Source organism: Bradyrhizobium sp. (genome assembly GCF_030693485.1).
Lineage (GTDB): Bacteria > Pseudomonadota > Alphaproteobacteria > Rhizobiales > Xanthobacteraceae > Bradyrhizobium.
On record NZ_JAUYAN010000337.1, the window covers coordinates 1 to 22,875 of the forward strand.

The 22,875-nt window shown below is 64.9% G+C and carries 25 protein-coding genes and 1 tRNA gene; 7 read left to right on the plus strand and 19 right to left on the minus strand.

What is annotated here, in order from left to right; genetic code table 11:
• The coding region (locus tag Q8N40_RS24910) for a hypothetical protein (RefSeq protein WP_305713693.1) at window positions 1-397 on the plus strand (397 nt) is incomplete at its 5' end.
• A gap of 133 nt (window positions 398-530) precedes the next feature.
• Here the strand turns inward: Q8N40_RS24910 and Q8N40_RS24915 are convergent.
• From Q8N40_RS24915 to Q8N40_RS24935, 5 genes are all read right to left on the minus strand, one after another.
• Window positions 531-3,215, minus strand: coding sequence for a DUF2339 domain-containing protein (locus Q8N40_RS24915; RefSeq protein WP_305713694.1), 2,685 nt, complete (start codon window positions 3,213-3,215; stop codon window positions 531-533).
• A 233-nt stretch (window positions 3,216-3,448) separates the two neighbouring features.
• Window positions 3,449-3,955: a tyrosine phosphatase family protein gene (locus Q8N40_RS24920; RefSeq protein ID WP_305713695.1), complete on the minus strand. Its 507-nt coding sequence runs from the start codon at window positions 3,953-3,955 to the stop codon at window positions 3,449-3,451.
• A 71-nt stretch (window positions 3,956-4,026) separates the two neighbouring features.
• Window positions 4,027-4,641, minus strand: a complete 615-nt coding sequence (locus Q8N40_RS24925; RefSeq protein ID WP_305713696.1) for an HD family hydrolase — start codon at window positions 4,639-4,641, stop codon at window positions 4,027-4,029.
• On the minus strand, window positions 4,638-5,264 hold the full coding sequence (locus tag Q8N40_RS24930; protein ID WP_305713697.1) for a DNA-3-methyladenine glycosylase I: 627 nt from the start codon (window positions 5,262-5,264) through the stop codon (window positions 4,638-4,640). Before Q8N40_RS24930 ends, Q8N40_RS24925 begins: the two co-directional genes overlap by 4 nt.
• Window positions 5,261-6,142 carry a folate-binding protein YgfZ gene (locus Q8N40_RS24935; protein WP_305713698.1) on the minus strand — a complete coding sequence of 294 codons (882 nt, stop codon included), beginning with the start codon at window positions 6,140-6,142 and terminating at the stop codon, window positions 5,261-5,263. The genes Q8N40_RS24930 and Q8N40_RS24935 overlap by 4 nt, the downstream gene beginning before the upstream one ends.
• A gap of 204 nt (window positions 6,143-6,346) precedes the next feature.
• Here Q8N40_RS24935 and Q8N40_RS24940 point away from each other — a divergent pair, with 204 nt between their 5' ends.
• Window positions 6,347-7,681: a dihydroorotase gene (locus tag Q8N40_RS24940; protein ID WP_305713699.1), complete on the plus strand. Its 1,335-nt coding sequence runs from the start codon at window positions 6,347-6,349 to the stop codon at window positions 7,679-7,681.
• A gap of 106 nt (window positions 7,682-7,787) precedes the next feature.
• Here Q8N40_RS24940 and Q8N40_RS24945 read toward each other — a convergent pair whose 3' ends face one another.
• From Q8N40_RS24945 to Q8N40_RS24960, 4 genes are all read right to left on the minus strand, one after another.
• Window positions 7,788-8,054 (minus strand): hypothetical protein, encoded by a 267-nt coding sequence (locus Q8N40_RS24945; protein ID WP_305322538.1) that lies wholly within the window; start codon window positions 8,052-8,054, stop codon window positions 7,788-7,790.
• Between the two features lie 198 nt (window positions 8,055-8,252).
• Window positions 8,253-8,642 (minus strand): TIGR02301 family protein, encoded by a 390-nt coding sequence (locus Q8N40_RS24950; RefSeq protein ID WP_305713700.1) that lies wholly within the window; start codon window positions 8,640-8,642, stop codon window positions 8,253-8,255.
• Window positions 8,643-8,712: 70 nt separating this feature from the next.
• A complete protein-coding gene (locus tag Q8N40_RS24955; protein WP_305713701.1) occupies window positions 8,713-9,138 on the minus strand; it encodes an NUDIX hydrolase in 426 nt (141 codons plus the stop codon).
• A 5-nt stretch (window positions 9,139-9,143) separates the two neighbouring features.
• Window positions 9,144-9,659, minus strand: a complete 516-nt coding sequence (locus Q8N40_RS24960; RefSeq protein WP_305713702.1) for a hypothetical protein — start codon at window positions 9,657-9,659, stop codon at window positions 9,144-9,146.
• Window positions 9,660-9,721: 62 nt separating this feature from the next.
• On the opposite strand from Q8N40_RS24960, the gene Q8N40_RS24965 reads away from it, so the two are divergent.
• Window positions 9,722-10,486: an SOS response-associated peptidase gene (locus Q8N40_RS24965; RefSeq protein ID WP_305713703.1), complete on the plus strand. Its 765-nt coding sequence runs from the start codon at window positions 9,722-9,724 to the stop codon at window positions 10,484-10,486.
• 65 nt (window positions 10,487-10,551) lie between these two features.
• Here the strand turns inward: Q8N40_RS24965 and Q8N40_RS24970 are convergent, their stop codons facing one another.
• From Q8N40_RS24970 to Q8N40_RS24985, 4 genes are read right to left on the minus strand one after another with little or no spacing between them, the layout of a single operon-like run.
• Window positions 10,552-11,190, minus strand: a complete 639-nt coding sequence (locus Q8N40_RS24970; RefSeq protein WP_305713704.1) for an aspartate/glutamate racemase family protein — start codon at window positions 11,188-11,190, stop codon at window positions 10,552-10,554.
• Between the two features lie 14 nt (window positions 11,191-11,204).
• Window positions 11,205-11,666 (minus strand): GNAT family acetyltransferase, encoded by a 462-nt coding sequence (locus tag Q8N40_RS24975; RefSeq protein WP_305713705.1) that lies wholly within the window; start codon window positions 11,664-11,666, stop codon window positions 11,205-11,207.
• Window positions 11,663-13,093, minus strand: a complete 1,431-nt coding sequence (locus Q8N40_RS24980) for an FAD-binding oxidoreductase (RefSeq protein ID WP_305713706.1) — start codon at window positions 13,091-13,093, stop codon at window positions 11,663-11,665. Before Q8N40_RS24980 ends, Q8N40_RS24975 begins: the two co-directional genes overlap by 4 nt.
• Window positions 13,094-13,132: 39 nt before the next feature.
• On the minus strand, window positions 13,133-14,125 hold the full coding sequence (locus Q8N40_RS24985; protein WP_305713707.1) for an L-threonylcarbamoyladenylate synthase: 993 nt from the start codon (window positions 14,123-14,125) through the stop codon (window positions 13,133-13,135).
• Window positions 14,126-14,193: 68 nt separating this feature from the next.
• Between Q8N40_RS24985 and Q8N40_RS24990 the strand changes: the two genes are divergently transcribed.
• Window positions 14,194-14,270: transfer RNA gene (locus Q8N40_RS24990), tRNA-Pro, on the plus strand.
• Between the two features lie 118 nt (window positions 14,271-14,388).
• Here Q8N40_RS24990 and Q8N40_RS24995 read toward each other — a convergent pair.
• The 6 genes from Q8N40_RS24995 to Q8N40_RS25020 form a co-directional block, all read right to left on the minus strand.
• Entirely contained in the window at window positions 14,389-15,930 is a 1,542-nt protein-coding gene (locus Q8N40_RS24995) for an AAA family ATPase (RefSeq protein ID WP_305713708.1), read from the minus strand.
• 38 nt (window positions 15,931-15,968) lie between these two features.
• The gene (locus Q8N40_RS25000) at window positions 15,969-16,952 is read right to left on the minus strand and encodes a zinc-dependent alcohol dehydrogenase family protein (RefSeq protein ID WP_305322547.1); all 984 of its coding nucleotides are present in this window, start codon (window positions 16,950-16,952) and stop codon (window positions 15,969-15,971) included.
• Between the two features lie 31 nt (window positions 16,953-16,983).
• Window positions 16,984-17,820, minus strand: coding sequence for a universal stress protein (locus Q8N40_RS25005; protein ID WP_305322548.1), 837 nt, complete (start codon window positions 17,818-17,820; stop codon window positions 16,984-16,986).
• Window positions 17,821-17,908: 88 nt separating this feature from the next.
• Complete coding sequence (locus Q8N40_RS25010; RefSeq protein WP_305322549.1) at window positions 17,909-18,142, minus strand: hypothetical protein; 234 nt, start codon at window positions 18,140-18,142, stop codon at window positions 17,909-17,911.
• A gap of 264 nt (window positions 18,143-18,406) precedes the next feature.
• The gene (locus Q8N40_RS25015) at window positions 18,407-18,574 is read right to left on the minus strand and encodes a hypothetical protein (protein ID WP_305322550.1); all 168 of its coding nucleotides are present in this window, start codon (window positions 18,572-18,574) and stop codon (window positions 18,407-18,409) included.
• Window positions 18,575-18,623: 49 nt separating this feature from the next.
• Window positions 18,624-20,144, minus strand: coding sequence for a DASS family sodium-coupled anion symporter (locus Q8N40_RS25020; RefSeq protein WP_305713709.1), 1,521 nt, complete (start codon window positions 20,142-20,144; stop codon window positions 18,624-18,626).
• Between the two features lie 189 nt (window positions 20,145-20,333).
• Between Q8N40_RS25020 and Q8N40_RS25025 the strand changes: the two genes are divergently transcribed.
• From Q8N40_RS25025 to Q8N40_RS25035, 3 genes are all read left to right on the plus strand, one after another.
• Window positions 20,334-21,065, plus strand: coding sequence for a CBS domain-containing protein (locus Q8N40_RS25025; RefSeq protein ID WP_305713710.1), 732 nt, complete (start codon window positions 20,334-20,336; stop codon window positions 21,063-21,065).
• 173 nt (window positions 21,066-21,238) lie between these two features.
• On the plus strand, window positions 21,239-22,153 hold the full coding sequence (locus Q8N40_RS25030; RefSeq protein WP_305713711.1) for an alpha/beta fold hydrolase: 915 nt from the start codon (window positions 21,239-21,241) through the stop codon (window positions 22,151-22,153).
• 332 nt (window positions 22,154-22,485) lie between these two features.
• Window positions 22,486-22,857, plus strand: coding sequence for a hypothetical protein (locus Q8N40_RS25035; protein WP_305713712.1), 372 nt, complete (start codon window positions 22,486-22,488; stop codon window positions 22,855-22,857).
• Window positions 22,858-22,875: the final 18 nt, after the last annotated feature.

Here is a 22,875-nt window from a genome sequence, read left to right on the forward strand (position 1 = left end):
GCCTCAAGCTCGAGGTCGGCAAGTTCCTCAACACGGTAAGGGCGGCCTGACGGTTACGGCTCGTCCTGGAACAAGGCTCATGGCGATGGGAAATGTTGTCGAATTCGAACTGAAATCGGGAAAGACAATAGATCCGCCTCGCCATGCAGCCGGTGCCGCCTCGTTGTCTCTGGCGTTGGCGGAGCACCTGCAGACAATTGAAGTCTGCTGCAGGTCTTTCGAGAAGGATATCAGAACGATCGAGTCGATCGCGCGCAGCACCAAGGACCCGGAACTGCGTGGGCTTCTGCTGCGTCAGCTCGAATCCCTGCAAGGGCAGCTATCGCTTGCCTTGACTATTGCATCGAGCGCAAAGCGCTCGATGCAGGCGACCCGCAGCGAAGCGGCCCCTCCTTGAAGCATGATTTGACCGATCGATGAACGTCCCGGTGAGTGCAACCGAGACATGGAGTTTGCGAACGAAGCCCGGAAGCCGGTATTCAGAAGCCCCGGCAGGCGCAATGGACCGGTCAGACCACAATCTCTGAACTTTACCCGCCCGCCTGCGCGGCAGGCGGGCGCTGCCTTCGGAACAGGATCCGCTGGTACAGCCAGCCAATCGCCACCAGCACCAGCCCGAGGCACATGAACGACAGCGCGCGGTAGACGCCCGTCAGCGTCGACATGTCGATCAGGAACGCCTTCAGGATCGTGAGCGCGATTACCACCGCCGAGGCAAGGCGGGCGCGCTGCGAGTTGAACAATATGCCGATGCCGAGCAGCGCCACGCCGAACACCAGCCACGCAATCGAGTAGGTGTACTGCTCGACGTCGGTGGTGGGGCCGCGCGTCAGCACCGGGCCGTGATAGAGCCGGCGGATTTCAAACGTGACATAGGTCAGCGCCAGCACCAGCGCTCCCGCCGCTATCGTGTTGGCATAGCTGGCCGGACGCCGGCCCGCCACCGCGTAGGACAACAGCAGCGCCAGCGCTGCAGGCAGGGCATAGCCGAGCAGCAGCAGGTTGAAAAACACGCCGCCGACGTCGGTCGGCCACAGGATCGGCGTCTCCAGCACCATCAGGCCGATCACGCTGGCTGCGCCGGCAAACAGCGTGAGCACGATCGCCGCGATGTTATGGACCATGCTGCCGGTGCGGATCCGCAACCGTTCCAGCCCGATCGCCATCGCCAGCGCCGCGCACACCTGCAGCGCCACTTCGGCAAGGCCTGCCGAACTGCGGTAGACGTCGCCGCCGTTGACGGCATGGCGGATCTGCAGGAACACCAGCAGCACCGTAAACAGGATCGCTGCTGATTCCACCGCGCGCAGCGGCGCGTCGTCGCCGTGGCGGCGCAGGAACACGCTGGCGGCCCAGAACGACAAGGCCGGAATGCCATAGCCCCACAGCAGCCAGTTGAAGATCGGCGTGGTGCCGACCATATCGCCGACGATGCGCGGCTCATAGCCGATCCGCAGCACCACGATGCCGGCGAGAATGGCGGTGAGCGAACGCAGGAACGGGATCGGCCGCTGCAGCGAGATCCATGCGGTGCCGAGCGACATCAGCGAAAGCGCAATGGTCAGCCAGCCCTTTTCGAGCGCAAAGGTCAGCGCCAGCGCCATGGCGGCGAGCGCGCCGGTGGCGAACAGCGCGATCGAGACCTGCAATCCGGGCCGGCCCTCGCGTTTTGTCAGACTTTCAGTCGCGGCGCCGAACGCGGCCGCCAGCACCACGGCCAGGATCGCAAACGGGATCGAGCGATCGAGATGCGCGATGCGGGCATAGAGCGCGATCAAGAGCGCCAGCGGCGTGAACACCGCGGCGGCTGACCACACGACCGGGATCGCGGCGCTGTTCGAGCGGCCCTGCGCCAGCAATCCGGCGACACCGAATCCGACCGCGAAAATCGCCGCGGTGACGAGATGCAACATGACGGCGCCGTCGGTAGCGGCGGGGCCGATGCCCGGCAGCGGCCCGCCCGGCAGCACCAGCATGTCCGGATTGCCGCGCACCGCCCATTCGGCGAACACCACGAAGACCAGCGCGGCGGCGGCGCCGACCGCGCCGGCAGCTGCTTCCGCGCGCCATGCCACGAACAGCGTGCCGGCGACCAGCAGTGTGAACACGATGACGGCCGTATCGGCATGCGCGCTGCTCAACACGATCAAGGTGGCGCCCAGGAGATAGACGGCAAGCGAAGCGGACGAGAACGGTTCGATCTCGCCTTCGTCGGCGGGCGGCCCGAACATGAATCCGCATACCACCAGCAGCGCGGCGAGGACGAATCCCGCCATCACATGGAACGCGTGGGGGCCGACCATCGACGGCCCGCATTGCAGGCAGGGGAAGGTCCAGAGCAGCGCGAATACGAGGGTGGTGACCGCGAGCCAGCGCCACAGCCGGATCCGCGCCAGCCCGAACGCCGCCGCGGTGACGATGGCCAGATAAATATAGAGCGCCCAGTAGTCCGGCTTGCTGGAGGAAACCAGAACCGGCGTGGCGAAGGCGGCGGCGATGCCGAGCCCGGCCAGCGCCGGCCCGTGCAGCAGCGCTGCGGCGAGCGTGCCCAGCGCCACCATGCCGAGCAGAACGAAGGCGGTGGCGGGCACCAGAAAATCGTACAGCGCATAGGCGGCATAGACTGTTGCAAACGCCACCGCCGTTCCGGCGGCGGTGAGGATGGCCGGAATATTGGCGATCGGCAGCGCCTCGACTGCCGAAATGCTCTCCTTGCGCCTGGTCCATTCGCCGGCGCCCAGCAGCGCCAGCGCGAAGGCGCCGCCGAGCATGGTGCGGACGCCGGGGCCGAGCAGCCCGGCCTCGATCGAATAGCGCACCATGAAGAAACCGCCGAGCGCCAGTGTCAGGCCGCCGACCCAGACCACCCAGCGGGTGCCGAGGCTCTCCTCGAAGCCGGGTTGAGTTGGCGGAAGCGGCGGCGGTGCGGCCGCGGGGATTTCCGAATCGGGCAGCGGCGCCGCTGCGGGCTGCATCGGCGGCGCCTCAGCCTCGGTGGTTTCGATCCGGATCCGGTCGGCCGCCGACGGCGCGACCGGAGCTTCATACGCGGGCAGTGGCGGAGGCGCGGCAATTGCTGTCGCCCTTGGCGCCTGGGTCTCCAGCAAGTCCAGCCGTGCGCGCAGCACGGCGATCTGATCGAAGGCCTTGCGGGCGACGATGATTCCGACGATGGCAATTGCCAGCGAAAAAAAACCGAACGGCAAATCGAACATCAAGCCTCCAGGCGATCGCCCGGTGTCGGGGCTACCGCGATAAATTTTCCGTCTGTCTCGACATCACGCCGGTCGGTTCGACCAGGGCGCCCGGCGGCCAGCCCGGCGTTTACAGGCGTCCCGCAACAGCCTTCGCGGTCCAATGCAAGTCAGTGAGTGTGAATTCGGCAGGGAAAAGTTCAACACGGTCGGCGATTTTCAAACCGGAGCGCAGCGGGCGCCGCTTGCGGGCATCATTCGAGATCGACGCGGAACGGCCGGCCTTCGACCAGCATGCTGCCCGGGCCCATTTCGTCGAGCGCGCGCAGCATCCGGCCCTCGCGCCCCAACGCCTTGTCCGCCAGGCTGACGATCAGCCGGTTCGGCGACGCGATCGGGGAGGCGGCGCGGATTTGCCGCGCGATCGAAATCTCGTCGCGGTGCGGATTGAGCATGCAGGCGGCGGCGAAGGCGCTCGCGGTCGAGCGGCTGATACCGGCATAGCAATGCACCACCAGCGGCGCGTTGCGATCCCAGCCGCGCACGAAATTCAGCACCTGCTCGATATGCTGACCCGACGGCGCCAGAAAACCATCCATCTGCTCGGTGATGTCGTCCATCTGGACCCGGAGATGATTGGCCTCGAGCACCGACTCCGGCCGCTGCACCTGGGCGACATTGGCCATCACGGTCAGGACATGGCTGGCGCCGGTGGTCTTGACGGTGTCGGAGAGTGCGGCGAGCGAACAAACGTGAATCATGGCAGTCCTTTTTGTCGTACCGGTTATAGGCCCGCATGCGCAGGCGTGAAAGCCGGTTCAGGCGTCGATGTTCATGTGTGCAAGGCCGCGAACCGTGCCAAGAACTGCTTCTCGGCCTTGGCCGCGGTCCACGGCGTCAGATATTCCTGCTGCATGGCCGGGGACAGGCCGGGGTCCCTCCCGAACAGGCGTCGGGCTTCGGCGTCCGCGAAGCCGGCGAGTTCGGTGGCCTCGAGAAAGGCCGCTCCCCGGTCCGCGGCCTTGATCGCCTGCGTGATGTGGTCCGCCAGCTCGGGCGGCAGCCCGAAGCGGATATGGATCGCCGCCAGCAGCCGCTTTTCCACCACCTTGTAATCGCCGCCGAGCACCGCCTTGAACGGCGAGATCATGTCGCCGATGACATATTCCGGCGCGTCGTGCAGCATCGCCGCGAGCCGGAAGCTGAGGTCGATCCGCGGCTTTTGCTGGCGCAGCACGGCTTCGACCAGCAGCGTGTGCTGCGCCACCGAAAAGATATGCGCGCCGCTGGTCTGTCCGTTCCAGCGCGCGACCCGCGCCAGACCATGGGCGATATCGGCGATCTCGATGTCCAGCGGCGAGGGATCGAGCAGATCGAGCCGGCGTCCCGACAGCATCCGCTGCCAGACCCGGGTGGAGGTGACCGCGGACGGCTTCCTTACCGTCATTTTGCTTTGAGGCGGGGGCTGCGCTGCTTTCCGGCGCAAGCCTGATGGCAGAAGCAGCTGACCAGATGGTCGTTGACCATGCCGGTGGCCTGCATGAAGGCGTAGACGATGGTCGGGCCGACGAATTTGAAGCCGCGCGCCTGCAATTCCTTTGACATCCCGATCGACAGCGGCGTCGAGGCCGGCACGCTGGCCGCGGTCTTGAAGTTGTTGACCTTCGGCTGGCCATCGACGAAATCCCACAGGAATTTCGAGAAGCCGGCGCCTTCTTCCATGATCTTCAGGTAGCCCTTCGCGCTGTTGACCGCGCCCTCGATCTTGGAACGGTTGCGGACGATGCCGGCGTCGTTCATCAGCGCGTGAACTTTCTTCTCGCTGTAGCGCGCGATCTTCTCGGGCTGGAAATCGTCGAAGGCCTTTCGGAAATTGTCACGCTTGCGCAGGATCGTGATCCACGACAGCCCGGCCTGAAAGCCGTCGAGGATGAGCTTTTCATACAACGCCCGGTCGTCATATTCCGGCACGCCCCATTCGGTGTCGTGATAGGCCATGTAAAACGGGTCTTCGCCGGGCCACGGGCACCGGGTCAGGCCATCGGCATGCGGGCGCGCCGACTTCGTCATGCCACGGTCTGCTTCGGCGCGGGACGGATATCGTCGGGGTCGGCGAGGCGGATGCCGAGGCCGCCTGAGGTCAGCGGCAATCCGGCGTCCAGCGCATCGGCAGCGCGGTCGATCCTGATCAGCGCGAGGCCGTTTTGGCCTGATGTCGACCCCATGGTGCCGATCGATTTGTCGCCGGCGAGAATCGCCGTGCCCGGTTCCGGTGAAAAATCCTCGAGAACCACGCGTACCGTGCGCGTGCGCGCGGTGCCGCGATGCTGCATCCGGGACACCACCTCCTGGCCGACATAGCAGCCCTTGTCGAAATCGACGCCGTGCAGGCGGTCCATGTTGGTTTCGTGCGGAAACGCGTCGCCATACATGAAGTCGAGGCCGCCGCGCGGCACGCCGGAGGCTATCCGATGCGCGTCATAGGCTGAACTGTCGACCAGTTCAGCGCCGATCAGATCGGCCACCTTTGCCGCAAGCTCCCCGGGAACCAGGATCCGCCAGCCGAGTGCTGCCCGGCGCGGGTCGGCAAAGGCCAGATCGGGGTTTATCACGGGCTCGCCGTCCCAGGCCGCCAGCACACCGAGACTGTCCGACAGGTTCTCGACCGCGACCCTGGCGCGCAGCTTGTAGAAACCGAGCTTGGCGGCGAGGCCCTGCGCCAGCGCTCGCGGACAGTCGATCAGGAAGCCGCCGCCATGGCCGGCAGGCGCCTCGGTGATGAGGAAATCAGCGGTGATCTTGCCCTGCGGCGTCAGCAATGCCCCGAACCGGCCGAGCCCGGGCCGCAGCAGTGTCGCGTCCGTGGTAACGAGGCCGTTGAGAAAGTTGCGAGCGTCCTCGCCGCTGACCTTGACCACGCCCCGGTCGGGAAGAAACGCTGCTTTCATGCGAAATTCTCTTGTGACATGTTGCTGCGGAACGTATGCCGCCATGGCATAAACGACAAGGCCCGGCGCGGCTGGGAATAGACCTCATCCTGAGGAGCAGGCGAAGCCTGCGCCTCGAAGGATGGCAACCGGCACTGAGTACGTTGCATGCTTCGAGACGGCCCTGCGGGCCTCCTCGGCATGAGGGACGGAAGACGAGGATCAATGAGCCAGACGTTTGACGTGATTCTAAAATCCGGCACCGTGGTCAATCAGGACGGTGAGGGCGTGCGCGATATCGGCCTCGTCGGCGGCCGCATCGCCGAGATCGGTTCGCTCGGCCAGGCCTCGGCCGCCGAGGTGATCGACTGCAAGGGCCTGCACATCCTGCCGGGGGTGATCGACACCCAGGTGCACTTTCGCGAGCCGGGCCTCACCCACAAGGAAGACCTCGAAACCGGTTCGCGCAGCGCGGTGATGGGCGGCGTCACCGCAGTGTTCGAAATGCCGAACACCGATCCGCTTACCATCACGGAATCGAGCTTCACCGCGAAGGTGAAGGCCGGCCGCCACCGCATGCATTGCGATTTCGCCTTCTTCATCGGCGGCACCCGCGACAATGTGCAGGATTTGCCGGAGCTGGAACGCGCGCCGGGCTGCGCCGGCGTCAAAGTGTTTATCGGCTCCTCCACCGGCGCGCTGCTGGTGGAGGACGACGAAAGCCTGCGCCGCATCTTCAACGTGATCAAGCGTCGCGCCGCGTTTCATGCCGAGGACGAATACCGCCTCAACGACCGCAAGGGCCTGCGCATCGAGGGCGATCCGCGCTCGCATCCGGTGTGGCGCGACGTGACCGCGGCACTGCTGGCGACCCAGCGGCTGGTCAAGCTGGCGCACGAGACCGGAAAACGCATTCACGTGCTGCACATCTCCACCAGGGAAGAGATCGAGTTTTTGCGCGACCACAAGGACGTCGCCTCCTGCGAAGCGACGCCGCATCATCTGACGCTGGCGGCGCCCGAATGTTACGAGCGGCTCGGCACCCGCGCCCAGATGAATCCGCCGGTGCGTTCGGCCGATCATCGCGCCGGCATCTGGCGCGGCATCGAGCAGGGCATCATCGACGTGCTCGGCTCCGATCACGCCCCGCATACGCTGGAGGAAAAGGCAAAAACCTATCCGGCTTCGCCGTCGGGCATGACCGGGGTGCAGACGCTGGTGCCGTTGATGCTCGATCACGTCAACGCCGGACGGTTGTCGCTTGCCAGATTCGTCGATCTCACCAGCGCCGGCCCGGCGCGGCTGTTCAACATCGCCTGCAAGGGCCGCATCGCCGCCGGCTACGATGCGGACTTCACGATCGTCGATCTCAAGCGCAGCGAGACCATCACCGACGAGTGGACCGCCTCGCGAGCCGGCTGGACGCCGTATCACGGCGTCGAGGTCACGGGCTGGCCGGTCGGCACGTTTGTCAGAGGCCGCCGCGTGATGTGGCAGGGCGAGTTGGTCGGGCCGTCGAGCGGCGAGCCGGTGCGGTTTCTGGAGACGCTGCGGGGTTAAGGCGGACGGTACAATATTGCCGTGAAGCCGGCGACGGCCTACTGTACATGGGGTTGTTTTCGCGATTTTTGTCCGGGCCCTTCAAGCACCGCCGAAGCGACGCCTCCTACTGCTTCGCCATCCGAATCGAAAACTCGCCGTTGCGCACGCGCCCCGGCAGGCCTTCGACGAATTTCGCCACCGCGTCCTCGCCATAGGTGCCGACCAGTTCGGCGAACGCCGCGAACAGGCTGGCCTGCGCCAGGCAGTCGCCGTCGACGCCGTCATGCCGCGCTTCCGCCCAGGCCTCGTTGAGATAGCCAAGCGCCGCCTGTTTCTGTTCGTGATCGGGCAGCGGGTCGCGGGCTGACGTGAAGGACACTGGATGGCTCATGACACTCAACAAGATGCGCGCGATCCAGGGCGGAACGCGTCTGATGCGCGAGGTGTAGCATGAGCCCGCGGGCCGCCTAGGCCAGTTCTTTAAGAAAGGTTAACGGCGGTTTCCGTTTCGTGTTGCAACTGGAACCTGAGCGAAATTGGCGCGAATTTCCACTGTGCCGGAAGCGAGCGCGGTGCTTCCGCCAGCGTGCTAGTTGGCGTAGCGCGCGGTGAGATCCCGCGCGATCTTCGAGCCTTCCTCGATATAGCGGCGGATCGCGATCGAGGCGGCCGGCGTGCAGGTCCGGTAGGTCTGCTGGAAGCCGTTATAGCCGCGGTTGAAGCCTGCGATCATGCGGGCGCGGCGCTCGCCGGAGGGGGTTTCGGCATCGACCAGCGCCTGCATTTCGTTGCGCCATTTGAGGCCTTCATTGGTGCCGCAAATGCCCCTGAGATAGTGCAGGGTGCCGAGGATCTCGGCCAGCCGCTGCAGATCGCCGTCGAACGGCGCGGCCGCGTCCTGGGCCCGCGCAGGGCCGGCAATGCACGCCGAGAGCAGGATGAGAGCGGCCAGAAAATGCTTTGAAAAATGCTTGGACATGAAGGGTTCCGGGACCGCCGTGATATGCCTTTTCAATGCGCTGGAAGCAAGGCAATCGGGGTCGGGAGGCTCAGGTCCGGAGCACGCGCCGGGCCGCCTCGATGATGTCAGGCAGCCCGTCGGTGACCTTGAGATCGCCCAGCGTCTCCGGCGCCAGCCACCTGAAATCGTCGTGCTCGTCGTTCAGCACCGGCTCACCGGAGCTCCAGCGCGCGGCGAACGACATGATCAGATAATGGCCGCCGCCACCCGCGCCCGGCACCACTTCGCGCCACCCGGCGAGGCCCGCGATTTCGATTTGCAGCGCGGTTTCCTCGTCGACCTCGCGACGCAGGGCGGTATGCAGCGTCTCGCCGAACTCAACCCGGCCGCCGGGCAGCGAATAGAGGCCTTTGGCCGGCGATTTGGCCCGCCGCACCAAGAGGATCCTGCCGTCGCGAAAGATCGCCGCCGAGACGGCCAGTTGGGGATGCGGCGGCGGGGGTGGGGACGCCACTGGCATCAGTGGGTCATGATGTAGTCGACGTCGGCCTCGCGGTCGCCATTGATGATGCCGCCGGCCTGCATCACCAGCGGCTTGACCCAGCCGGTAGCCTGTTCGGCCAGGATGGCGCGCGACTTGTCCTGCTGGACCTTTTGCATCGCATCGCTCACCGCGGACAGGATCGACGTCATGGCGCTGGTGACATTGTCGAATGCGGTGCGGATCTTCGGATCGGCGGTATCATAGGCCGAGATCGCGAGGTCGCGGGCCTTGAAGTTGGATGCGGTGAAATGCTCGGCATAGGACAGCGGATGCCAGCCGAGGAAATCCTCGGCGCATTCCGGCATATCCGGGACCATCTCGAGCAGCATGATGGCTTCGTTGAAGTGATTCAGATAATCGGTGGCGAGCCCGGTGCGGGGGTTGATGTTGGCGGCCCGCAACAGCGCCGCGCGCGCGGCGGCATCGCCGCCACTGGCCTTGCCTGGCGCCGAACGGTCTGACGATGCGGATGTGGCAGCCGTCGTGGTCATCCGGCGCAGTCTTGACGTTTGAAGTTAAAAGGACCTGAACGGATACCTATTTAGGCCACAGAATGTGCGGACGCTTCGTCATAACCTCGCCACCGGCTGCCCTGCGGCAGATTTTCGGCTACCTTGAGCAGCCCAATTTCCCGCCAAGGCATAATATTGCGCCGACACAACCTGTACCTGTCGTGATCGTGGAGCACGGTATCCGGCATTTCCGGCTGATGCGCTGGGGCCTGTTGCCGGCCTGGGTCAAGGATCCCGGAAAATTCGCCCTGCTGATCAATGCGCGCGCTGAGACCGTGGCGGAAAAACCTGCCTTCAAGAACGCGATCCGGCGGCGGCGCTGCCTGATCCCGGCCGACGGCTATTATGAATGGCAGGGTTCGGCAAAACCCAAACGGCCCTGGTTCATCCACCGCCGCGACGGGCAACCGATCGGCCTGGCGGGGCTGGCGGAAACCTGGATTGGTCCGAACGGTGAGGAGCTCGATACCGTGGCAATCGTCACGGCGGCGGCCAGCGCCGATCTCAGCGTGTTGCACCACCGGGTTCCCGTCACCATCCATGCGCGCGATTTCGAGCGCTGGCTTGACTGCAGCGATGACAGCGCCGAGGGCATCATGTCGCTGCTGGTCGCGCCGGAAGAAGGCGAGTTCGCCTGGCACGAGATTTCGACACGGGTCAACCGCGTCGCCAATGACGACGCGCAACTGATCCTGCCGATCACGGCGGAGCAGCGGGCGGCAGAGGAGCCGAAGCCGGCCAACAAGGCTTCGCGCAAGGTTGCCGAGGTAGCGCCGGACGATGAAGGGCAGGGGAGTTTGTTTTGAAGCGGCACTCTCTCAACGTCGTCCCTTGCGTTCGCAGGGACGACTTTGAGTGTTGTTTGCCGGACTCACCCGTTAACGCCGAGCAACGCCTTCACCTTCATCACCGCGCTATCCGGCGTCGTCAGCACCGGCCGGCCCGTCGCCGCTGCGACCAGCTCGGCCGCCGGCGCCATGCTGTACTGCGCCAGCGCGATCAGGTCGCAGTCGCGCAGATCGCGTGAGGCTTCCACCACCAGCCGATCATGCCCGGCGCGGTCGCCGCGATCCAGCGCCGCCAGCGCGCCTTCCGCCAGCTTCGGCACGATCTCGACGGATGCTGGAAATTCCGGCGGCATCGACACCAGCGTCGGCGCGAAGGTCGAGAGCAGGCCGATCCGGCGGCCTTTGCTGACGGCTTGTTCGATCATCGCCTGGTTCGGCTTGAGCACCGGCATCGGCGCATGCGCACGCGCGACCGCCTCGATGCAGGGGCCGAAGGCCGAGCAGGTGAACAGGATGGCGTCGGCGCCGGTCGAGGCCGCGTAGCGTCCGAGCGACAGGAAGCGTTCGGTCATCGCCTCGGTGAGGCGGCCGTCACGCGCCAGATCTGCCGACAGGCTGTCGTCGAGCAGATTCATCAGACGGGCATCCGGCCACAGCCGGGCGAACGAAGTTTCGATCGGCACGATCGAATGCTTCAGGGCGTGGATCAGGGCGATGCGCATGTTGTGACTTTCGGTTACGGCGTCAGTTCGCGGCCGTCGAGCCACTTTGCAAGGATGATGCGCTGCTGCTCGCCATAGCCGATCGACTGGTAGAACGCCTGAACCCTGCTGTTGTCGGGTCGCACCATCAGTTGCAGTTTTTCGATGCCGGCCTGGCGCAGCCAGTCCTCAGCCGCATGCATCATCGTGCGGCCATGGCCCTTGCCGCGATGCCCGGTATCGGTGGCGACGTAATAGACCCAGCCGCGATGGCCGTCATGTCCGACCATCGCGGTGGCAACGACCGCGCCGCCGTCACGCCCGACCAGCACCGCCGCGTTCGCTCCCTTGCGCGCCAGCGCGATGTCGGCGGCGGGATCGTTCCACGGCCGCGTCAGGCCGCAGCCCTGCCATAGTGCGACGACCGCGGCGATATCGGCGTCCTCGATCGGCGCGATGGCGAGTGCGGCCACCGGCTTGGCCGGCGGCGCGTTCACAGCACCTTCCCGGGATTCATGATGCCGAGCGGATCGAGCATCGCCTTGATGCCACGCATCAGCTCGATCGCGACCTTGTCCTTGACCTCGGGCAGTTCGTCGCGCTTCAGCACGCCGATGCCGTGCTCGGCGGAGATCGATCCACCCATCCGCAACACGATCTCGAACACGACGGCGTTGACCTCGTGCCAGCGGCCCATGAAATCCGCGGCATCGCCGCCGACGGGCTGGCTGACATTGTAATGGATATTGCCGTCGCCGAGATGGCCGAACGGCACCGGCCGCGATCCCGGGATCAGTTTCACCACGGCGGCGTCGGCCGCTTCGATGAAATCGGGCACAGCTGCGACCGGCACCGAAATGTCGTGCTTGATCGAGCCGCCTTCCGGCTTCTGCGCCGCCGACATCTCGTCGCGCAGCTTCCAGAACGCCGCCCGCTGGCCGAGATTTGCCGCGATCACCGCGTCGTCGACGATGCCTTCGTCGAATCCCCGGGCCAGGATCGCTTCCAGCGTGGCCTGGGCGTCGTCGCGCGGCGACGACAGCTCCATCAGCACGTACCAGGGATACCGGTTCGCGAGCGGATGGCGGATGTCGATGCCGTGACGCACGCTGAAATCGACCGCGATGTCGGCCAGCAGTTCAAAACTGGTCAGGGAGCCCGCGGCCTCGTTCTGCGAAATCGACAGCAGTTTCAGCGCCGCGTCGGGCGATTGCAGGCCGACAAAGGCGGTTTCCACCGCGCGCGGCTTCGGAAACAGTTTTAAGGTCGCCGCGGTGATGAAGCCGAGCGTGCCTTCGGCGCCGATGAACAGGTTGCGCAGATCGTAGCCGGTGTTGTCCTTCTTCAGCTTCGACAGCCCGTTGAGAATGCGGCCGTCGGCCAGCACCACTTCGAGCCCGAGCGCCATCTCGCGCGCCACGCCATAGGCCAGCGCCGCGGTGCCGCCGGCATTGGTGGAGAGGTTGCCGCCGATGGTGCAACTTCCCTCAGCGCCGAGCGACAGCGGAAACAGCCGGCCGGCCTCGGAGGCGCGCTGCTGCGCGATCTGCAGCACGACGCCGGCCTCGCAGGTCATGGTGTTGGATGCGACGTCGACATCGCGGATCTTGTCCATCCGCCGCATCGAGACGACGACTTCGCCATTGTGCGGAGTCTGGCCGCCGACGAGACCCGTATTGCCGCCCTGCGGCACCAGCGCGATCCTGAATTCGCTGGCGAGCCTGCAGATCGCGGCGACTTCCGCCGTCGATCCCGGCCGCAACACCAGCGGCGAGCGTCCGCGAAACAGGTCGCGCTCCTCGGTGACGTAGGGCGCGATATCGGCGGCGTCGGTCACCGCGTATTTGTCGCCGACGATGGCGCGGAAGCGCGCGATCAGGTCGGAGGAGAGCGGCGGCGGGGTTGCAGGCTGGACGATGTTCATTCCGGTCACTTGTTCTTGTCGCTTGTTCTTCTTGCGTAGCTAGTCTCGCCCCACCGCGGCGCGGCGCAGCCGGTCGTTGATGGCTTCGCCGAGCCCGTGATTGGGGATCGGCATGACCGCGATGGCGCGCGCGCCGGTGAGGTCGAGCGTGCGAAGATAACCGAAAAGATTGGCGGCGGCTTCATCGACATTGCTCCGAGCCGACAGATTCATCATCGCGGCGGCGCCATTGACGCCCGGCAGGACCGCGGGACCGAACGCCAGCAGCGCCTCGCCGGGCTCGACCGTTTCGGCATGGAGCCGGACGCGCGTGCGCGGCGCGTAATGCGAGGCCAGCATGCCCGGCGCCAGCGGCTGCCCGCTGCCCGCGTCGGGATCCCCAGGCGGCGCCACCAGCGCGCGGCCGAGCACCCGTTCGATGGCTTCGCGCGGCAGGCCGCCGGGCCGCAGCAGCATCGGCTGATCGAAACAGCCGACAATGGTGGATTCGACGCCGACCGCGACCGGCCCGCCGTCGACGATCAGGTCGATTCGCCCCGCGAGATCGCCCTGCACATGGGCCGCCGTGGTCGGCGAGACATGGCCCGACAGATTGGCCGATGGCGCCACCACCGGCCCGCCGAAGGCCCGCAGGATCGCCAGCGCGGCCGGGTGGGCGGGCACCCGGATCGCGATGGTGTCGAGCCCGGCGGTGGCGAGTTCGGCGACCGCGCAATCCGCCGATTTGGGAACCACCAGCGTCAGCGGCCCCGGCCAGAACGCCCGGGCCAGCGCGGTGGCCTGGTCGTCAAACCGGCCGATCCGCACGGCGGCGGCGAGATCCCCGACATGGGCGATCAGCGGATTGAAGGCGGGCCGGCCCTTGGCCTGGTAAAGCCGGGCAATGGCGGCTGCGTTGGTGGCGTCCGCCCCGAGGCCATAAACCGTCTCGGTCGGGAACGCGACCAGCCCGCCCTCGGCCAGGCAGCGGCCGGCTTCCGCCACGGCGGCCTCGCCGGCGGGCCAAATCCGCGTTTTCAGGTCTGAATTCACAGGGATAGCGCCCCTCAATTCGGCTTCTTGCGGTATGCGAAACCCAAGGCTATAAGCCGCGTTCTTGTCGGAGTGTGGCTCAGCCCGGTAGAGCACTGCGTTCGGGACGCAGGGGTCGCAGGTTCAAATCCTGCCACTCCGACCAAGACAACTTTGGGCTGCCGCGACCCTTCCCGCGGCCCCTTATTGACCAAAAATTCCGTTCTTGCACGCAAATTGCTGGTGGCGCCGCGGGAACCCCTGTGACGCGGTCGATGGGCCTATCAGGGCTTTGGCCCGGCATGCGAGATCGCGGACCGGCATCGTTGCAGCGTCTGCTCCGGCGTTCCCGACGCATCGATAGCGATCCAGTCGACCGCGCCGACATCGAATTTTTCCTGAAATGCGGCGATCTCGGGTGTGGCGTCGGACGCGTCGTTTCTGCGGGCGCCGACGCGGCGCTGGCGCGTCGCAAGGTCGGCCTCAAGATAGAGACCGACGAACCTGACACTCAACTTGCCGGCGTCGTCGCGGATCGCGGTTCGTTCGCCAGGGTCGGCGAATACGGCGTCGGCCACAACCGAGTGACCTTGTGAAAGAATGCGAACGGCATGTTGTCCGAGCATTTCGTAAGTCTGCCGGGTGGTCTCCGGTTGATATGCGCTCTCGGGGAGCCGATCGGTTTCGTTGACGTGCAGCAGCCGCTTTCGCAGCACGTCGCTGCGCAGCACGACCGCTCCCGGATCGGGGTTCAAGCCGGGCGCCAGCGCGCGCGCCAGAACGGACTTTCCGGTTCCGGACAGGCCGCCGATCGCGACCAGCAGCGGCGCGGCGGGCTGGATCAATCGCTGCGCAAGCTCGAAATAGACGCGGGCCGTTTGCCTGATATCGGCTTCGTCGCGACAGGCCGGACCAAGCCGGGCCAGCATTACGTTGGCACGGATGGCGGCGCGCAACGACATGAACAGAGGGAGCGCGCCGAGCGCATCGAGATTTTCGAGGGGCGACCTGCCCAGATATCGATTTATGAGGCCGTTTGCCTCGGCCTGCCGGCCGTATCGGATGAAATCCATCAGTGGAAATGCAAGATCATAGAGCACATCGGTGGATGCGATCGTCGGGTCGAACTCGATAGCGTCGAACAGCACAGGCTTGTCTTCGATCAACACAATATTCGCCAGATGCAGATCGCCGTGGCAATGTCGCGCAAATCCCGCCTTGCCGCGCTGCTGCAGTAGCCCGCGAATCCGGCCTAGCGCGGAAAGCGATGCGCCTTCGAGTGCGTTGATGTCACGCCCGGGAAAGCAGGCCGCGGCCCGGAATGAATCGGTATTGCCGATTACAATGTCTGCAATCGACTGGATCCATGGCTCGGCGGACACGCGCGGGGCGGCGAGGTGGGACGCGGCGATTGCGTCGGCGATGGCGTTGGTGAGATCGGAAGCGAGCGGACCGGCTTCTGCCAGATGATCGATGGTCCGGTTTTCATCGAAGCGGGTCATTTCGATCGCAAATTCGACCGGCGTCCCTTCGCCATCGATGCGCAGCAAACCCTGGCTGTCCTCGGTAATCGGGACGACGCGGCGGTAGATCTGCGGTGCGAACCGGCGGTTTACCGTTATCTCCTGCTCGCAGGCGGCCTTCCGCTTCGCCAGTGTCGAATAATCGAGATAGGGAAAGCGGACGGCGCGCTTGATCTTCAGCGCGCGTTCGCCTTCGAGAAACACCGATGCCGCATGGGTATCGATCCGCCGGACCTGCGGATGGGTGGCGGGGTCGGTCAGAAAGGCAAAGACGCGCTCCTGGACGCGGGAGTCGGCCGTCATGATGCTCGCTCTGGCGCTGAACTTGTCATGTCGAGCATTCAGGGTTGGAGGACCGCCGCGCCCAGGATCTGTCCTGCCCGCAGTTTCTCGAGCACCTCATTGGCTTTGACCAACGGGAACGCCGTTGTCTGGGTCCGGATCCCCGCCTGCGCGGCGATCTTGAAGAAATCCAGCCCGTCCTGCCGTGTCAAGTTGGCGACCGACACCAACTGTCGTTCTCCCCACAGGAGATGATAGGGAAAGCCCGGAATGTCGCTCATGTGAATGCCGGCGCATATCACCCGGCCGCCCTTGCGCACCGCGCGCAGCGCAGCCGGCACCAATTCTCCGGCGGGAGCATAGATGATCGCGGCATCGAGCGGAGCGTCGGGCAACTGATCCGATGCACCGGCCCACACCGCGCCCAGACCACGGGCGAAGTCCTGCGCCACATAATCACCGGGACGCGTGAAGGCGTAGACGGAGCGGCCCTGCCAACGCGCGACCTGCGCGACGATATGCCCGGCGGCGCCGAAACCATAGATGCCGAGCCGCTCGGCATTGTCCGCCATCACCAGGGAGCGCCAGCCGATCAAGCCGGCACACAGCAGCGGGGCGATCGAAACATCGTCGCCCTGTTCGCCGAGCGGGAAGGCGTAACGGGCGTCGGCGATGGCATGCGTGGCGAAACCCCCGTCCCGCGTATAACCGGTGAACAAGGGACGATCGCAAAGATTTTCCATGCTCTCCCTGCAGAAACGGCAGACGCCACAGGTGTAGCCGAGCCAGGGGATACCCACCCGGTCACCGGTCCGATGGTCGTTCACGTTGGCGCCGACGAGGTCGACACGACCGACGATTTCATGGCCTGGAATAATCGGATACCTGATGCCAGGCAGTTCCGCATCGACGACGTGGAGGTCGGTTCGGCAGACTCCGCACGCGCTGACCTTGACGCGAATTTCGTCGGCGCATGGAAGCGGGTCATCGCGCTCCTGAAGCCGGAGAAGCGATCCCGGAGAGGTGAGGGCCATAGCCTGCAAGTTGCGTCTCCCGGCTCCCCGCACCCGGCAGTCAGTGCGACATCAGTGTCGGCACCGTCATGGATTGAATCATGCCACGTGTGACGCCGCCCAGAATGCGTTCCTGCAGCCGCGAGTGGCCATAGCCGCCCATCACGATCAGATCGAGACCGTCGTCCGCCGCGATCGACAGGATACTCGGCTGTATATCAGCACGGTCGGCCTCCATCTGCTGGATCCGCACGGTTGCGCCATAGCGCGCCAGGTGGGCCGATACGGCCTTCGCGGAAGCCTCAGCCGGCGCCCGTATTTCGTTGATACTGATAATGGTGATGGTCTGCGCCCGAGCGAGGAACGGTTCCGCATCGCGAAGCGCCCGCGCAGCGAGGCGGCTACCGTCCCATGCAATCCCGATTCGATTCGCCTCCAGGGGGCCTTTGTGCACATAGGGGACAAAGAGGACCGGTCCTCCCGATTCAAACAGCATTTCCTGAGGCATGACGTTATCGAAGGTCTGGTGCTCAGGCTCGGGTTGCTGCACGATCGTCAAGTCGTGCAGCCGCGCCGAAGCGATCACGCTTGCTGCGGCGTCCGCCGGTACGCTTGCCATCGCCTGGAAATCGTAAGCGATACCGGCGTTGCGGGCTTCGATTTCGAATATGGAAAGCGCGGCATTGGCTCGGGCCAGCGCGCGTTCCCGCTCGATCTCAAAGACTGCGGCTGCGGCTGCGCCGCCAGCGTCGATCGGGAGCGCGACGTTCGTCGTCTCATATCCGACCGAAATCGCCCGGAGACGGGCGGCGTGTGAGACCGCCAGCGAGATTGCGGCGTCGACCACAGGGCGTATCGGCCGCTCTGAGGGAATGTGAACCAGAAGATTCTTCAACATGATCTCTCCGTTCCCCAGAAATGGCGGTCGCCGTTACGCCGCCGGGCAAGAGCCAAAGGCGGCGGGATTTGATTCAGACCATGGGCCGTCAGGCCGAGGTCGCCCGGTGCGTGTCCGGATAAACCGCTTCCCGATGGATTTCAGCGCCGGACTCATTGATCACAACGACAAAGAGATTGTCGTCCCTGACGAGGCGTTCGTGGCTGAACCGGCGCGCCAGTTCCTTGCAGTGCATGATCGCCTGTGAGTCCGTTCGAAATTCAAGTCCCGCCCGATCCCTGACCGGTACTCCGTCTTTCATGTCAAAATAGTAGGTTTGCATCGGCCACTTTCGGAATGGGAATAGAGCGGACGAATGCCCCGGGCCTGCCCGGTCCGGGAGCATTCGCAGATCGAGCGTCCAGGAAAGCAGGCTCCGAATCCATCAGCCGCGAACATCCCCTACGCAGACTGAGATTAGCGCAAGCGGTGGTACGAAAATTTGTCATAGATCAAGCGGTGATATCGGCGTGCGCGCTCCTGGAATGCGTAAATCCATCCTGCCGCAATGCCGGGCGCGGCAAAGTTGCGTCGGCGTCCGGCCCGTCTACGGCTCGCGTCGCGCCTTCCATACAATGACGATGGCAGCGGCGCCGATGACCAGCGTGATCATCAGCAAGGTTTGAATGATGCCAAAATTCAAGGCGTCGCGCGCGACGAACAGCGAGGTAATCGCCGCGGCAGCGACTGAAAGGAGACGAAGAAGCCAGGCCATGTGCAGGTCTTTCGATATGGCAACGGCGATGCCGGTGCTTGCTCTTGGCTCAGACGTAGCCGAGCCACCTCCAGTAGGTGGCGCCGAGCAGCATCACCAGTGCCAGCGCGATCACGGTCAGCACCAGACCGGTGCGCACGAAGTCCCGGGCATCGAAGGTCTCGGTGCCGTAGGCCACCATGTTCTGGGGGGCATTGACCACCAGGATGAAGCCGAAGGAGACCACGAATTGCAGCAGCATCGTCATGCCCACGATGTTGATGCCGGGCGTTGCCACGCTTTGCAGCACCGCGATCACGATCGGGATCATGGCGGAAGCCAGCGCCGTGGCGCTGGCAAAGCCGAGATGGATCAGGGTGAGAAACAGGCTGAGCGTGCCGAGAATGAACAGCGCGGTCGCATATTTGAGGCCGAACTGCGCGACCGCGAGGTCGGCGAGCCATGCCGCGCCCCTGGTCTGCAACAGCGCCGTTCCGACGCTGATGCCGATGCCGAACAGCACGATCGTCCCCCACGGGATGCGCGGCTGGGCGTCCTTCCACGTCATGATTCCGATCCCCGGCAGGAACATCAGCGCGACTGCCGCCAGCGTGGTCGAGGAGGTATCTAACCTGTGCAGCACACCCTCGGTGGACCAGAGCAGCAGCAGCGTCAGCGAGATCGCCAGCAGCTTCTTCTCCGCGGTCTTCATCGGCCCGAGTTCGGCCAGCGATTGGCGGATCTGTTCGCGGCCGCCGGGAATTTCCTTCACTTCCGCCGGCATCATCCACGTCATCACGAAGTAGAGCGCGACCGACATCAGGATGGCGAAGGGCGCCGCGGCGATGAACCATTCCAGCCAGGTGATGGATTTCTGCAGCGTCTTTTCGATGAAGCCGACCGCAACCATGTTCTGCGCGGCGGCGGTCTTGATGCCGACGTTCCAGATGCTGGCGGTCTGCACCGTGGTGATCATCAGCATGCCGGCAAAGGCGCCCTTCCTGTTGACGCCGAATGCCGAGATGATGCCGAGCATGATCGGAACCAGGCAGGCGACGCGCGCGGTGGTGGAGGGCACCAGGAACGCCATCACGAAGCCGACCAGGATCGCGCCGACCACGACGTGATGGACCTCGCCGCCGACCCGCGAGAGGATCGTCAGCGCGATGCGCTTGTCGAGGCCGGTCGCGGTCATCGCGGCAGCGATGAACAGCGCCGACGCCACCAGCGCCAGCGCGGTATTGGCGAAACCGCTGAAGGCGAGGCCGAGCCCCGCGCTGGTGCCGAGCAGCACCTTGGGATTGGCCGGATTGGGCGCCAGCCCGAGCAGAAACGCCATCAGCGCGGCGATCACCAAGGCGGAGACGGCGTAGTCGAGAGCTTCGGTCATCCAGACAATGACGGCGAAGGCCAGCACCGCGAGCATGCGCTGGCCGGCGATGGAAAGCCCCTCCGGGGTCGGAAGCCATATGACGGTGACGAGAGCTGCAACGGCGAGCAAAACGCCCCAGTTGGACCGCAACCAGGAGGGTTTCAGCGGAGACGGCACCTTGGCCGGCGCGGGACCGGATACTGCGTCGATCGTCGCCATCAGAATTCCCCCTCGCTGCACCAGCTGAATTGCAGTCGATCAGCTTTTGGAGGATCGCCCTTTGAGCGAGGTCAAGGCGGGCGCCGCGCCCCTGCGTGGTCCTGAAGAGTCACGCCGGAAAATCGTTGACTTGCATCAATCGAACGGCAGGGTTCTCGAAATAACCTTGGCCTGAAACAGGAGGCCAAAATGCGCGCGCATCAAATCATGACCCGCAAGGTGATCACGGTGAAAGCCGACACTTCCATTCGGGAAGCCGCGGACCTGATGCTGCAGCATCATATCAGCGGCCTTCCGGTGGTCGACCAGGCAGGCAAGCTGCTCGGCATTGTCTCTGAAGGCGACTTCATGCGCCGCAGCGAGATCGGGACACAGGGGCCGCGCATCCGATGGCTGGACTTCCTCATGGGGGCCGGAAAATCCGCCGAGGACTTCGTGCATGCCTACGGTCGCAAGGTCGGCGAGATCATGACCAAGGACGATCTGTTCACCGTGACCGAGGACATGCCGCTCGAGCAACTGGTGCGGCTGATGGAGCGTGAGCACGTCAAGCGTTTGCCTGTGCTGCGCGGCGATGCGCTGGTCGGAATTGTGACCCGTTCCGATCTGCTGGGTGCCGTGGCCAGCCTCGCGCGCGACGTACCGGATCCAACCGCCGATGACGACCACATTCGCAACCGCGTATTCTCGTCGATCGAACAGAATGAATGGCGCCCGCTGCAGCTTGGGGTCACCGTGCGGGACGGTATCGTGCATCTCAGCGGCATGATCACCGATGAGCGCTTTCGGCGCGCCGCGATCGTGGCGGCCGAGAACGTCCCCGGCGTCAAGCTGGTTCACGATCATCTCTATCTGTTTGACGCGACGTCGGGGCTTTCGTTTCCCTCGCCGGAAGACGAGGGATGGACAAAAGCCAGGTAAGTACAGGCGAGGCGGTCGCTCTCGCCCGTTCCCATTGGCAGCAACGCTCCTTCGATGGCCACGCTATCGACGCTCCCTGCTCGGGCTTCGGTAGCCTGGATCAAGCGCCCCGGCTGTGATTTCCGCATTCCGGGATGCTGGACCTGTGCGACGCCAGCCTTTAAGTAGACGTCATGAACGCATCATCGGACGCGCCGCAGGCGCGCTTCTATCAATCCCACGGACTTCGGCTGCATTATACCGACTGGGGCAACGCATCGGCGCCGCCGTTGCTGCTGGTCCATGGCGGACTCGATCATTCCCGCAGCTGGGACCATGTGGCGCGGGCGCTGCGGACGAATTTCCACGTCATCGCGCCCGATCTGCGCGGCCACGGCGATTCCGAGTGGGCAAAAGGCAGCAGCTACAGCCTCGCCGATCATGTCTACGATCTGGCCTGCCTGGTGAAGTCGGAAAGCCTGGAAAACCTCGCGGTGGTCGGCCACTCCATGGGCGGCATGGTCAGCCTGACCTTTGCCGGAGCGTTTCCGGAAAAAGTGTCGCGGCTCGTCGTGCTCGACGGCGTGACCAATTTTCCGGCGCGGCGGGTGAAGCCGATCGATATCAGGATCGCGGATTGGGTCGGCGATCTCGACAAGACCGCGCAGCGGAAAACCCAGCGCTATTCTTCTGTGGCCGACGGCGCCGATCGTATGTCGGGGCGCAATGCGCGGCTGACCCGCGAGCAGGCGATGCATCTCGCTACCCATGCCCTGAAAGCGGACGCCGACGGCGGCTACTGCTGGAAGTTCGACCCCTATTTGCGCGCCCGCGCGCCATACCGGCTGTCGCTGGAAGACAACATCGCGCTGTGGTCGCGCATCGCCTGTCCGACGCTGCTGGTGGCCGGCAGCGAGAGTTTTCTGCCCGATCCCGAAACCGCAGGCGTGCTTGGGCATTTCAGGCAGGCTGAACTGGTCAAGATCGAGGGCGCCGGGCACTGGGTGCAGCATGACAAGCCGGCCGAGATCATCAGTGCGCTCAAGACATTTCTTGCGGCCCCCGTGAAAGGTCAGCTGGCAATCCATGGTCCAACACCCGTTCCGTGATCCAAACGCCAGATCGCTCGAGCGCAGCCGGCCGCGCCGGATCGACCATCGCTCCTGATTGTGGCGCAGCACGTCGTTGGGCGCGGATCGCCTCGCAGGTCTCGACATCGAATTCGTCTTTAAAGTGAAAATCCGGGCCGTCGATATCGATGCCAATCAAAGCAGGCCTCGATCAGCTACAAGGAGCCGGTCCAGTTGTCGGTCCGGTAGCACGCGGATTGTTCCCGAAAAGGAACCGACCCGGTAACCTTGCCGGGTAATAACTCTGGACTTACGCGCCGCGCTTCCTAAATGAGGTGGAGGTTGCGTTCCTAGTGTTTCAGGAGGCTCGCATGGGCCTGAACAATGTTTTCGCCGCCATCCTCGGCGCCACGCTGGTGACCTGGAGCGGCATGTCGGTCGCGGAAGAATACCGTCCGGGCGAGTTGCTTACTCTCGATCTCACCAAGGCGGTGCTTTCGCCAAAACCGCTCGGGCCGGCCACGCAGTTCGCGCCGGTCCGGATCGAGGCGCGCGCCGAACGCGCAAGCCCTTCGCCGCCCGCACGTGTCACGCCCTCCAGGACCCAGCGCGCGGAGAAGCCGCGCGGGGCGGCTCGCACGCAGCTGGCGCGACCGCGCAGCAATCCTCTCGACGCGCAGGCGGCGGATACCCGAATTCAGGCCTGGCCGTGCAAGTCCGGCGGCATCTGCAGCTGGAAGTGACGAAACGGGAAGTAATCG